Source organism: Mycobacterium sp. E735 (assembly GCF_001666955.1).
In the GTDB taxonomy this organism is placed as follows: Bacteria; Actinomycetota; Actinomycetes; order Mycobacteriales; family Mycobacteriaceae; genus Mycobacterium.
Genome location: NZ_LZIX01000222.1, coordinates 22,580 through 35,217, shown reverse-complemented (window position 1 = coordinate 35,217; position 12,638 = coordinate 22,580). Strand labels below are relative to the sequence as shown.

The following is a 12,638-nucleotide window of genomic DNA, read 5'->3' as shown; positions in this document are numbered from 1 at the left end:
AGCGGCCAGGCGCAGGCGACCTCGTACGACACCATGGGCCAGGTCAACCAGGCCTTCCGCAACATCGTCAACATGCTCCACGGAGTGCGCGACGGACTTATCCGCGACGCCAACAACTACGAGCAGCAAGAGCAGGCCTCGCAGCAGATCCTGAGCAGCTAGCAGCCGAAAACCACTGCTATCCAACACTTCTAAGGAGCTAAGCAATGACCATTAACTACCAGTTCGGCGATGTCGACGCCCACGGCGCCTTGATCCGCGCCCAGGCCGCGTCTCTGGAGGCTGAGCACCAGGCCATCGTTCGCGATGTGCTCGCTGCGGGTGACTTCTGGGGTGGCGCCGGTTCGGTGGCCTGCCAGGAGTTCATCACCCAGTTGGGTCGCAACTTCCAGGTGATCTACGAGCAGGCCAACGCCCACGGGCAGAAGGTGCAAAGCGCCGGCAACAACATGGCCAGCACCGACAGCGCCGTCGGGTCCAGCTGGGCCTGACACCGCCTCTTCACTCGAAGGGCCCGCACACCACGGTGTGCGGGCCCTTTTGGCTGCCCCGGGCAACTCTGATGCGCCGGGGTGCTGTGCGAAACCGGACCGCCGCACTGCGACATTCAACGACCATGCGAAGCAACGCTTTTGGATAACTGGGATCACCCGTCGAGTTGCTTCGCTGCCCGCGCACATTTGAGAACTCTATGAACTCCGTGACAGTTGGGTGTGCGTCTTGCCAGAATGTAGGAACATGACCGCAATGTCGGATTATGCGGGTGGCCAGCGCCCCCGCCAGGCCATCCTCGGGCAGCTGCCCAGGATTTACCGTGCCGATGGATCGCCGATCAGGGTCCTGTTGGTCGATGACGAGCCGGCGCTGACCAACCTGGTGAAGATGGCGCTGCACTACGAGGGCTGGGTGGTCGACATCGCCCACAACGGACGCGAGGCCATGGCCAAGTTCGATAAGGTCAATCCCGACGTGCTGGTGCTCGACATCATGCTGCCGGATGTCGACGGGCTGCGGATCCTGGAACGCGTCCGCCAATCGGACACCTACACCCCGACGCTCTTCCTGACCGCGCGGGATTCGGTGATGGACCGGGTCACCGGTCTGACCGCGGGCGCCGACGACTACATGACCAAGCCGTTCAGCCTAGAAGAGCTCGTGGCGCGGCTGCGCGGGTTACTGCGCCGTTCCGGTCAGCAGACGCCGCCCGCGGCCGAAACCCTCAATGTCGGCGACCTGCGCCTGGACACCGCCAGCCGGGAGGTGAGCCGGGGCGGCACGCAGATATCGCTGTCCTCAACCGAGTTCGAACTGCTGCGCTTCCTGATGCGCAATCCCCGCCGCGCGCTGAGCCGCACCGAGATCCTCGACCGCGTGTGGAACTACGACTTCGCCGGGCGCACCAGCATCGTGGATCTCTACATCTCCTATCTGAGGAAAAAGATCGATTCCGGCCGGGAACCGATGATTCACACCGTGCGCGGTGTGGGATACATGTTGCGGCCCCCGGAATGAGCCGGGCCCGGGACGCCCTGTCCGGCGATCTTCCGCGGTGGCTGCCCCATTCGTTACGCCGCCAGCTTTTGTTGGGCGTCCTCGCCGTGGTCAGCGTGGTGCTGATGACGGTCGGCATCGTCTCCGTGCTGAGCCTGCGGGGCTACGTCACCGCGATGAGCGACGCCGACGTCGCCGAGTCGTTGGACGCGTTGGGCCATTCGTATCACAAATACGTTCGGGGCGAACATGATCCGGCCGTCGGTGCCAAGCCACTGCCGGAGGCGATGCTGCAGTTCACCGATCAGACGCCGGGAAACCTGATCGTGGTGCTGCATGAAGGCGCCGTGATCGGGTCGGCGGTGTTCTCCGAAGCCGAAGCGCGGCCCGCACCCGCCGACGTGGTGCGCGCCGTCGAGGCGCAATCGTGGGCAAACGGCCCGCCCCGGACCGAAAACCTGGGCAGCCTCGGGTATTACCGGCTCAAGAGCCACGTCGATGGATCGGACGTGCTGATCGCCGGCGTCTCGCTGAACCTCGCCGACCAGATCATCGCCCGCAAACAACTCACCACCACCCTGCTGATCGCGGCGGCGTTGACGGTCACCGCCGGGCTCACCGTTTGGGTCGTCGGCTACACCCTGCGCCCATTGCGCCGGTTGGCGGCCACCGCTGCGGAAGTCGCCGCCATGCCGCTCGCCGACGACGACCACCGAATCAGTGTCCGGGTGCGGCCGCGTGACACCAACCAGCAGAACGAGGTCGGCATCGTCGGCCACACGTTGAACCGGTTGCTCGACAACGTCGACAGTGCGCTGGCGCAGCGCGCCGAATCCGATCTGCGAACGCGTCAATTCATCACTGACGCCAGCCACGAACTGCGGACCCCCCTCGCCGCGATTCAGGGGTACGCCGAACTCACCCGCCAGGACAGTTCGGAGTTGCCCCCGACCACCGAATATGCGCTGGCCCGCATCGAGTCGGAAGCGCGGCGCATGACGCTGCTGGTCGACGAGCTGCTGCTGCTGTCGCGCCTGGGCGAAGGGCAAGACCTGCAGAGCGAGGACGTCGACCTCGCCGAGCTCGTCGGCAACGCCGTCAACGACGCGGCGGTCGCGGCGCCGATGCACCACTGGGTGAAGGACCTACCGGCGGAACCGGTGTGGGTCCGTGGGGATCATGCGCGGTTGCATCAGCTGGTCAGCAACCTGCTCAACAATGCCCGGGTGCACAACCCGCCCGGGGTCACCGTCACGACCGCGATCGCCTGCCGCCGCGATGGTGCCGAGGCGCCATGTGCGGAGCTGACCGTGGCCGACGACGGACCGGGCATCGACCCGGAGCTTCTCCCCCGCTTGTTCGAACGGTTCGCCCGGGCGGACAACTCGAGGCTCAACGGAACGGGCACCGGGCTGGGCCTGGCCATCGTCAGTTCGATAGTCAAGGCGCATGGCGGCTCCGTAACCGCCGAATCCACCGAGGGCAGAACGGTTTTCCGCGTCCGGATCCCGATGACCGAAAGACCCGGCAGCCGCTGAAACCCGGCATTCACGTGTGCTTGCCCGAGGCCGGCCGCTTGCCGCGATTGGCTTCTTCCTCCGACAAGCGCGCTTCTCGTCGGTTCGCTTGGACATCACATCGGCTCTGTCGTTTTCAACGCAACGCAGAATCGACGAGGTAAGCGCTGAGCTTCTCGTTCGCGAGCACGCGGGTTATGAACCAGCGCTGCATCTTTCCGAGGGTCAACGCGGTGATCCAACCACCGCTGGCCTCGGCCAGTGATTCGTCTACATCCAGCTTGGATTGCACATCGGCCGTCAGTGGCCAATATCGTCGCTGGCAAGAGCAGCAGGTTCTGCGGCCCAATGATTGGACGGACACCGGATACCTGGACGCCTGAGGTTCTGTGTCAGCGCATCAGACATGCTCGATCTCTGCCACACGGTCGTAGGCATCCCACCAGACGGCCTCATGCTCGACCGGTGAGATCGCATGAGTCGTCAGCATGCGGTCGGCCTTGATCAGCATGTCGACCAACGTCCGCCATTGGGCGTACCTGCGCAGCTCCTGCACGTCGACGGTGTTGGGCATGAGGATGATCGACATCGACCTAGCTCGAACACGGGGAGGCCCGGCCCGGAAAAAGAGGAGCATGCTGATACTCAGGTAGGCGACCGCAGCGACTGTCAGCACGGTATCGGGTGAGTCCATTGCATTGCCCAACACCATGACGCACAACAGCATCAACGCGGCAGCGGTTAGCGGCCATGCACGCCACAGCCTCGCCAGCCGCCGGTCGGTGGTACTGGTTCCGGGCGGATAGACGATGAGGTTGTAGCGGCGAACCCCGTACTGGCTGACCGCCGCCCCATACGATCCCCAAAGGTGGTCACCGTCGAGCAGGCGCGAGAACCACGGCGGCGCGGCTGCTCTCCCCTGTGGTGGTTCGGTAACGCCGCGTTCGACGGTTCGGTGTTGGCGATCACGCATGAATTTCGGTCTACGCCGAAAGCACGGCACGTGCCGGGATGACAACGGCATCCATACGTCCGGGGCGCCAATGTTTACGGAACCTTAATCGACCCGGTGCGCAGGATCGGCAAAAGCACCGGCCAATGCCAGAGCTTGCGATTGACGAGGCCGGCCGCCGTGGAGGTCCTCAAAACTCCTGTCCGTCATCGTGATTGGGGACACCTACTCCGATGCTGAGATGAAAAAACGTGCCGCCGTCGGTCCGGACGTCGCCGGGCGGGAGTTGCTGGCAGGTTCGAACGAACGTGCGTAAAAAAACCGTAAGGGAGCCCTGGGCCACCGTAAGAAAAGTGTCAACCAATGGCCCTATCGGACCCGCCCCAACTAACTTCAAGCTGACCTTGCCTCCGAGAAAGCGCTGCGGCTAGCTCGATGAGGCCCTTTCGTATGCACGTGATCGGCCCGAACGGAGACAAGATGGGCGTGTTGGTGTACATCGTGCTCACGGTGGCGGTGTTCGCCATCCTCGGCACGGTTCAGAAGCTGGTCGAGCGGCTGTGAGTTACGAAAACATCGTCGGCTTGGCGCTTTCCGTCCTTCTGGCACTGTTTCTCGCGTGCGCCTTGCTGTTCCCGGAGAGGTTCTAGTGAGCACAACAACTGCGGGCGTCATCTTCCTGCTCGTCCTCGTCGTGGCCTTGGTGCTGGTGCACGTGCCCCTCGGCGACTACATGTACCGGGTGTATACCTCGGACAAGGACTCGTATGTCGAGCGGATCATCTACCGGCTGATCGGTGTCGACGCCCGCTCGGAGCAGACGTGGGGCGCCTACGCGCGCAGCGTCTTGGCGTTCTCGTCGATCAGCATTCTCTTCCTGTTCGTGTTCCAGCTCGTGCAGGGCAAGCTGCCGCTGCACCTGCACGACCCGGCCACGCAGATGACTCCGGGGCTGGCGTGGAACACTGCGGTCAGCTTCGTCACCAACACCAACTGGCAGGCCTATTCCGGCGAGTCCACGCAGGGTCACCTGGTGCAGATGGCCGGGCTGGCGGTGCAGAACTTCGTTTCCGCCGCCGTCGGGATGGCGGTCGCGATCGCGCTGGTGCGCGGATTCGCCCGCAGGCGCACCGGCGAGCTGGGCAACTTCTGGGTCGACCTGGTGCGCACGGTGCTTCGCATCCTGCTGCCGATTTCGATTGTCGGAGCGATCGTGCTCGTCGCCGGTGGCGCCATTCAGAACTTCCACCTGCACGACCAGGTCGTCAACACCCTCGGTGGCACGCAGCAAACAATTACCGGCGGCCCGGTCGCCAGCCAGGAAGCCATCAAGGAGCTGGGCACCAACGGCGGCGGCTTCTACAACGCGAACTCCGCCCACCCGTTCGAGAACCCGACCCGGTGGACCAACTGGCTGGAGATCTTCCTGCTGCTGGTGATCAGCTTCTCGCTGCCGCGCACGTTCGGGCGCATGGTGGGCAGCACGAAGCAGGGCTACGCGATCGCATCCGTCATGGCTTCGCTGTACGCCATCAGCGTGACCTTCATGATGTGGTTCCAGCTGCAGCATCACGGCACGGTGCCGACCGCGGTCGGTTCGGCCATGGAGGGCGTAGAGCAGCGGTTCGGCGTCGCCAACTCCGCCGTCTTCGCCGACTCGACGACGCTCACCTCCACGGGCGCGGTCGACTCGTTCCACGACAGCTACACGAGCCTTGGCGGCATGATGACCATGTTCAACATGCAGCTCGGCGAGGTCGCGCCCGGCGGCACCGGCTCGGGCCTCTACGGCATGCTCATCCTCGCGGTGATCACCGTGTTCGTCGCCGGACTGATGGTCGGGCGCACGCCGGAATACCTCGGCAAGAAGATCAACCCCCGCGAGATCAAGCTCGCCGCAAGCTATTTCCTGGTCACGCCGCTGATCGTGCTCACCGGCACCGCGATCGCGATGGCGCTGCCGGGCGAACGCGCGGGGATGCTGAACTCGGGCCCGCACGGATTGTCGGAGGTCCTCTACGCGTTCACCTCCGCCGCCAACAACAACGGGTCGGCCTTCGCCGGCATCAGTGTCAACACCAACTGGTACAACACCGCCCTGGGGCTGGCCATGGTCTTCGGCCGGTTCCTGCCGATCGTGCTCGTGCTCGCCCTGGCCGGCTCGCTGGCCAGGCAGGGCCAGACACCTGAATCGGCGGGCACGCTGCCCACTCACCGGCCACAGTTCGTCGGCATGGTCGCCGGCGTCACGCTGATCCTGGTGGCCCTCACCTTCCTGCCCATGCTCGCGCTCGGACCTCTCGCTGAAGGAATCCACTGATGACCGCGACCACCGCCGACCCGGCTGAGCAGTCGCAGCCCACCGCCGCCGCGAACACCAAACGGGTGCAGGGCGGTTTGCTCGACCCGAAGATGCTGTGGCGCTCGACGCCGGACGCGCTGCGCAAGCTCAACCCGCGCACCCTCTGGCGCAACCCGGTGATGTTCATCGTCGAGATCGGTGCCACCTGGAGCACCGTGCTGGCCATCATCGACCCGACCTGGTTCGCCTGGTTGACCGTGGTATGGCTTTGGCTCACCGTCCTTTTCGCGAACCTCGCCGAGGCCGTGGCGGAAGGCCGCGGGAAGGCCCAGGCCGAGACCCTGCGCCGGGCGAAGACCCACACGCTGGCCCGGCGGCTCAGGAACTGGCAACCCGGCGCGCCGGCCGTCGAGGAAGAGGTCGCCGCGCCGCTCCTGCAGCAGGGTGACGTAGTCGTGGTCGAGGCGGGGCAGGTGATACCGGGCGACGGCGACGTCGTCGAAGGCATTGCCTCCGTGGATGAATCGGCCATCACGGGCGAATCCGCGCCGGTGATCCGCGAGTCCGGTGGCGATCGCTCTGCGGTCACCGGCGGCACCACCGTGCTGAGCGATCGAATCGTCGTGCGGATCACCCAAAAACCCGGCGAGAGCTTTATCGACCGGATGATCGCGCTCGTCGAGGGCGCCAACAGGCAGAAGACCCCCAACGAGATCGCACTGAACATCCTGCTGGCCGCACTGACCATCATCTTCGTCTTCGCCGTCGCCACGCTGCAGCCGCTGGCGATCTATTCGAAGATGAACAATCCCGGCGTCCCAGACACCCAGGCGCTCAACACAAACGGCGTCACCGGCATCGTGATGGTGTCGCTGCTGGTCTGCCTGATTCCAACCACCATCGGCGCGTTACTGTCCGCCATCGGCATCGCCGGCATGGACCGGCTGGTGCAACGCAACGTGCTCGCCATGTCGGGCCGCGCGGTGGAGGCCGCGGGCGACGTCAACACGCTGCTGCTCGACAAGACCGGCACCATCACCCTGGGTAACCGGCAAGCCGGCGCGTTCGTCCCCCTCGACGGCGTCACCGACGAGCAGCTGGCCGACGCCGCGCAATTGTCCAGCCTCGCCGACGAAACCCCGGAGGGGCGCTCGATCGTCGTCTACGCCAAGCAGCATTTCGGGCTGCGGGCACGCACCCCGGGCGAACTCGCGCACGCCCACTGGGTGGAATTCTCCGCCGCCACGCGGATGTCCGGCGTCGACATCGACGGGCACCAGCTGCGCAAGGGCGCGGCAAGCTCCGTCGCGGAATGGGTGCGGGGCCAAGGCGGAAAGGTGCCCCAGCAGCTCGGCGAGCTCGTCGACGGCATCTCCGCCGGCGGCGGCACCCCGCTGGTGGTCGGGGAGAGCCGCGACGGCGAAGCGGCGGTGCTGGGCGTGATTCACCTCAAGGACGTCGTCAAGCAGGGCATGCGGGATCGCTTCGACGAGATGCGCAAGATGGGCATCCGGACCGTCATGATCACCGGCGACAACCCGTTGACGGCCAAAGCGATTGCCGACGAGGCCGGCGTCGACGACTTCCTCGCCGAGGCCACGCCCGAGGACAAACTCGCGCTGATCAAACGAGAGCAGGAGGGCGGCAAGCTGGTCGCGATGACCGGCGACGGCACCAATGACGCGCCGGCCTTGGCACAGGCCGACGTCGGCGTGGCGATGAACACCGGCACGTCGGCCGCCAAAGAGGCGGGCAACATGGTCGACCTCGACTCCGACCCCACCAAACTCATCGAGATCGTCGAGATCGGCAAGCAGTTGCTGATCACCCGGGGCGCGTTGACCACCTTCTCGATCGCCAACGACATCGCCAAGTACTTCGCGATCATCCCGGCCATGTTCGTCGCGTTGTTCCCCGGGCTGGACATGATCAACATCATGCGGCTGCACAGCCCGCAGTCGGCGATCCTGTCGGCGGTGATCTTCAACGCGATCGTCATCGTGGCGCTGATCCCGCTGTCGCTGCGGGGTGTCCGATACACGCCGAGCAGCGCGTCAAAGCTGTTGAGCCGCAATCTTTATATCTACGGCCTCGGCGGCATCGTGGCCCCATTCATCGGAATCAAGGCGATCGACCTGATCGTTCAATTCGTCCCAGGGATGTCCTGACATGAAGTTCTCGAATTTCGTCCGCGTGCATTGGGCGGCTTTCCGCGCGCTGCTGGTCCTCACGTTGGTCACCGGCATCGCCTACCCGCTGTTCATCTGGCTGGTCGCCCAGATTCCCGGGCTACACGACCAGGCGGAAGGGTCGATTCTGACCTCTGACGGCAAGCCGGTCGGCAGCCGGCTGATCGGTCAGCTGTTCACCGATAAGGACGGCAACCCGCTGCCGAAGTACTTCCAGAGCCGCCCGTCAGCGGCCGGCACCGGCTACGACCCACTCTCGACCAGCGCGAGCAACCTCGGGCCGGAGAGCATCGTCGACACACCAGCCGACCCTGCGCAATTGGCATCCGGCAAGTCCGCTTCGGACGCGGGCTTCAAGCCGAGCCTGCTGACCACCGTGTGCTCGCGCAGCGCCGCGGTGGGCCAGCTGGAAGGGGTGGACGGGTCTCGTCCATTCTGCACGGGCGGCGGTGTGGGGGCAGCGTTGTCGGTGATCGGGCCGCGCGACGCCCGCGGCAACGTCACCCATCCGACGCGGGTGGTCAGCGTCAACGAGCCCTGCCAGGCGGTCCCGGCGCCCTTCTTGGCCCTTTACGAGGGCGTGCGGGTCGAATGCGCCAAGTATGGCGAGGACTACACGATCGGTCAGATCGTGCCCATCCGCGGCGCCGCACCCGCCAACCCCGCCGTGCCCGCCGACGCCGTCACCGCGAGCGGCAGCGGCCTCGACCCGAACATCTCACCGGCCTACGCCGACCTCCAAGTGGCCAGAGTGGCCAAGGCCCGGCACGTCAGCCCCGACGAGATCCGTCAGGTGTTGGCGCAGAACCGAAGCGGGCGCACCCTCGGATTTTTCGGCGAGCCGTGTGTCAACGTGTTGCAGCTCAACCTGCAACTCGATCACAAATATCCAGTCTCGAGCTAGCGCGATAGGGGGATGATGGTTGACGTGAGTGTCGTTGACCACCGTCCTAAACGCGGCGAACTGCGGATATACCTCGGTTCGGCCCCGGGGGTGGGCAAGACGTACGCGATGCTCGGCGAAGCGCATCGCCGGCTGGAACGCGGCACCGACCTGGTGGCCGGCGTGATCGAGACCCACGGCCGTGCGAAAACCGCTGAGCTGCTTGAGGGCATTGAGTTCGTTCCGCCGCGCTACATCGAATACCGCGGCAGCACCTTCCCCGAACTCGACGTGCCGGCCGTCCTCGCGCGTCGGCCCCAAGTCGTCTTGGTCGATGAGCTCGCGCACACCAACACACCGGGCAGCAAAAACGCCAAGCGTTGGCAGGACGTCGAGGAATTGCTCGACGCCGGGATCACGGTGATCTCCACCGTCAACGTCCAGCACCTGGAGAGCCTCAACGACGTCGTCGCCCAAATCACCGGCATCGAACAGAAGGAGACCATCCCGGACTCCATCGTCCGCCAGGCCTCTCAGGTCGAGCTGATCGATATCACACCGGAGGCGTTGCGCCGCAGGCTCTCCCACGGAAACGTCTACGCCCCGGAGCGGATCGACGCGGCGTTGTCGAACTACTTCCGCCGCGGAAACCTCACCGCGCTAAGGGAACTCGCACTGCTCTGGCTGGCCGACCAGGTTGACACTGCGCTGGCCAAATACCGCGCCGAAAACAAAATCACCGAAACATGGGAGGCCCGCGAGCGGGTCGTGGTGGCGATCACCGGCGGCCCCGAGTCGGAGACGCTGGTACGCCGGGCATCCCGGATCGCGTCGAAGTCCAGCGCCGAGCTGATGGTGGTGCACGTCATCCGCGGCGACGGGCTGGCCGGCCTGTCGGACGCGCGGATGGCGAAGATTCGCGAGCTGGCGAGCAGCCTGGACGCCTCCCTGCATACCGTGGTCGGGGACGACGTGCCAACGGCCCTACTCGATTTCGCCCGCGAGATGAACGCCACTCAGCTGGTGATCGGCACCTCGCGCCGGTCGCGGTGGGCACGCATTTTCGAAGAGGGCATCGGCGCGACGATCGTCGAGCGGTCGGCGAAGATCGACGTGCACCTGGTTACCCACGAGGAATCCAAACGCGGCTTTCGCGCGGCATCGCTGGCGCCCAATGAGCGCCGGGTGGCGTCGTGGCTGGCAGCCTTCATCGTGCCGTCGCTCATCTGCGCGGTGATCGTGACAGCGCTGGACAGGTATCTGGGCACCAGCGGCGACAGCGCCCTGTTCTTCGTCGGCGTGTTGCTGGTCGGACTGCTGGGAGGCGTTGCGCCGGCGGTGGTCTCGGCGGTGCTGTCCAGCCTGCTGCTGAACTATTTCCTGACCGCGCCGCGGCACACCTTCACCATCGCCGAACCCGATGCCGCCGTCACCGAACTCGTGCTGCTGCTGATCGCGGTCGCCGTCGCGGTGCTGGTCGACGGCGCGGCCAAGCGCACCCGCGAGGCCCGGCGCGCCTCGCAGGAGGCCGAGCTGCTGACGCTGTTCGCGGGCTCGGTGCTGCGTGGGGCCGACCTCGAGACGCTGCTCGAGCGGGTGCGCGAGACCTACTCGCAACGCGCGGTCAGCATGCTGCGCGAACCCGCCGAGGAGGACCACGCCGGCGGCAAGCGGGGCGAGGTCGTCGCCTGCGTGGGCCGGGATCCCTGTGTCACGGTCGATTCCGCCGATACCGCGATCGAGGTCGGCGACGACGAATTCTGGATGCTGTTGGCGGGCCGCAAGCTTTCGGCCCGCGACCGGCGGGTGCTGAGTGCGGTGGCCAAGCAGGCCGCGGGTCTGATCCGGCAGCGCGAGCTGGCCGAGGAAGCCAGCCGGGCCGAGGCGATCGTGCGGGCCGACGAGTTGCGGCGTTCCCTGCTGTCGGCGGTCAGCCACGACCTGCGTACGCCGTTGGCGGCGGCCAAGGTCGCGGTGTCCAGCCTGCGCGCCGAGGACGTCGCCTTCTCCCCCGCGGACACGGCGGAACTGCTGGCGACCATCGAGGAGTCCATCGACCAGCTGACCGCGCTGGTGGGAAACCTGCTCGATTCGTCGCGCCTGGCCGCCGGGGTGGTGCATCCCGACCTGCGCCGGGTCTATCTGGAGGAGACGGTTCAACGGGCGCTGATCAGTATCGGCAAGGGCGCCACCGGTTTCTACCGCTCCGCCATCGACCGGGTGAAGGTCGACGTGGGTGACGCCGTGGTGCTGGCCGACGCCGGGCTGCTGGAGCGCGTCCTGGCCAACCTGATCGACAACGCGCTGCGGTACGCGCCCAACTGTGTGGTGCGGGTCAACGCGGGGCGCGTCGGCGATCGGGTGCTGATCAACGTCATCGACGAGGGACCCGGCATCCCGCACGGGACCGAGGAGCAGATCTTCGAAGCGTTCCAGCGCCTCGGCGATCACGACAACACCACGGGGGTGGGCCTGGGCATGTCGGTAGCGCGCGGCTTCGTCGAGGCCATGGGCGGGACGATCGCGGCCGGGGACACCCCGGGCGGCGGTCTCACGGTGGTGGTGGAATTGGCCGCGCCGGAGATGGTTGCGGCGCGATGACCCGCGTGCTGGTGATCGACGACGAGCCGCAGATCCTGCGGGCGCTGCGCATCAACCTGTCGGTGCGGGGTTACGAGGTGATCACCGCGTCCACCGGCGCCGGCGCGCTGCGCGCTGCCGCGGAGCACAAGCCCGACGTCGTGATCCTCGACCTCGGACTCCCCGACATCTCCGGCATCGATGTGCTGGCCGGGCTGCGGGGCTGGCTCACCGCGCCGGTGATCGTGCTGTCGGCGCGCACCGACTCGTCGGACAAGGTCGAGGCGCTCGACGCCGGGGCCGACGATTACGTCACCAAACCCTTTGGCATGGACGAGTTTTTGGCGCGGCTACGGGCAGCGATCCGGCGCAACACCGCGGCGTCCGAACTGGAGCAGCCGGTGATCGAGACGGACGCCTTCACCGTCGATCTGGCGGCCAAGAAGGTGACCAAGAACGGCGCCGAGGTTCACCTCACCCCGACCGAATGGGGAATGCTGGAAGTCTTGGTCCGCAACCGGGGCAAGCTGGTCGGCCGCGAAGAGCTCCTCAAGGAGGTGTGGGGCCCGGCGTACGCCACCGAAACGCATTATCTGCGAGTGTATTTGGCGCAACTGCGGCGCAAGCTCGAGGACGACCCGTCGCAGCCCAAGCACTTGCTGACCGAATCGGGTATGGGGTATCGGTTCGAGGTGTGAGTGGGCGCCCTGAGTGCACCCGGGGC

12 protein-coding genes are annotated in these 12,638 nt (G+C 66.1%); 10 read left to right on the top strand and 2 right to left on the bottom strand.

Going from position 1 to position 12,638, the window contains the following annotated elements:
• The 4 genes from A5704_RS17795 to A5704_RS17780 all read left to right on the top strand — a co-directional run.
• On the top strand, positions 1 to 162 hold a 162-nt coding region (locus tag A5704_RS17795), incomplete at its 5' end, for a WXG100 family type VII secretion target (protein WP_197508505.1).
• Between the two features lie 44 nt (positions 163 to 206).
• Positions 207 to 491 (top strand): WXG100 family type VII secretion target, encoded by a 285-nt coding sequence (locus A5704_RS17790; protein WP_046184805.1) that lies wholly within the window; start codon positions 207 to 209, stop codon positions 489 to 491.
• Between the two features lie 247 nt (positions 492 to 738).
• Complete coding sequence (locus A5704_RS17785; RefSeq protein WP_067890209.1) at positions 739 to 1,512, top strand: response regulator transcription factor; 774 nt, start codon at positions 739 to 741, stop codon at positions 1,510 to 1,512.
• Positions 1,509 to 3,029 (top strand): cell wall metabolism sensor histidine kinase WalK, encoded by a 1,521-nt coding sequence (locus A5704_RS17780; RefSeq protein ID WP_067890206.1) that lies wholly within the window; start codon positions 1,509 to 1,511, stop codon positions 3,027 to 3,029. Before A5704_RS17785 ends, A5704_RS17780 begins: the two co-directional genes overlap by 4 nt.
• 115 nt (positions 3,030 to 3,144) lie before the next feature.
• Here the strand turns inward: A5704_RS17780 and A5704_RS28450 are convergent, their stop codons facing one another.
• Both A5704_RS28450 and A5704_RS28445 read right to left on the bottom strand, forming a co-directional pair.
• A complete protein-coding gene (locus tag A5704_RS28450) occupies positions 3,145 to 3,300 on the bottom strand; it encodes a hypothetical protein (RefSeq protein ID WP_156669919.1) in 156 nt (51 codons plus the stop codon).
• 108 nt (positions 3,301 to 3,408) lie between these two features.
• Complete coding sequence (locus A5704_RS28445) at positions 3,409 to 3,981, bottom strand: DUF6611 family protein (RefSeq protein WP_156669918.1); 573 nt, start codon at positions 3,979 to 3,981, stop codon at positions 3,409 to 3,411.
• 435 nt (positions 3,982 to 4,416) lie between these two features.
• On the opposite strand from A5704_RS28445, the gene A5704_RS28440 reads away from it, so the two are divergent.
• The 6 genes from A5704_RS28440 (at position 4,417) to A5704_RS17745 (ending at position 12,612) form a co-directional block, all read left to right on the top strand.
• Complete coding sequence (locus A5704_RS28440; RefSeq protein ID WP_197508504.1) at positions 4,417 to 4,524, top strand: potassium ABC transporter ATPase; 108 nt, start codon at positions 4,417 to 4,419, stop codon at positions 4,522 to 4,524.
• An 85-nt stretch (positions 4,525 to 4,609) separates the two neighbouring features.
• Complete coding sequence (gene kdpA, locus A5704_RS17765; protein ID WP_067890194.1) at positions 4,610 to 6,280, top strand: potassium-transporting ATPase subunit KdpA; 1,671 nt, start codon at positions 4,610 to 4,612, stop codon at positions 6,278 to 6,280.
• The gene (kdpB, locus tag A5704_RS17760) at positions 6,280 to 8,430 is read left to right on the top strand and encodes a potassium-transporting ATPase subunit KdpB (RefSeq protein WP_067890189.1); all 2,151 of its coding nucleotides are present in this window, start codon (positions 6,280 to 6,282) and stop codon (positions 8,428 to 8,430) included. Before kdpA ends, kdpB begins: the two co-directional genes overlap by 1 nt.
• A gap of 1 nt (position 8,431) precedes the next feature.
• The gene (locus A5704_RS17755; RefSeq protein ID WP_067890185.1) at positions 8,432 to 9,355 is read left to right on the top strand and encodes a potassium-transporting ATPase subunit C; all 924 of its coding nucleotides are present in this window, start codon (positions 8,432 to 8,434) and stop codon (positions 9,353 to 9,355) included.
• 12 nt (positions 9,356 to 9,367) lie between these two features.
• Positions 9,368 to 11,935, top strand: coding sequence for a sensor histidine kinase KdpD (locus tag A5704_RS17750; protein WP_067890182.1), 2,568 nt, complete (start codon positions 9,368 to 9,370; stop codon positions 11,933 to 11,935).
• Entirely contained in the window at positions 11,932 to 12,612 is a 681-nt protein-coding gene (locus tag A5704_RS17745) for a response regulator (RefSeq protein WP_067759558.1), read from the top strand. The genes A5704_RS17750 and A5704_RS17745 overlap by 4 nt, the downstream gene beginning before the upstream one ends.
• The last annotated feature ends 26 nt before the right edge of the window (positions 12,613 to 12,638 follow it).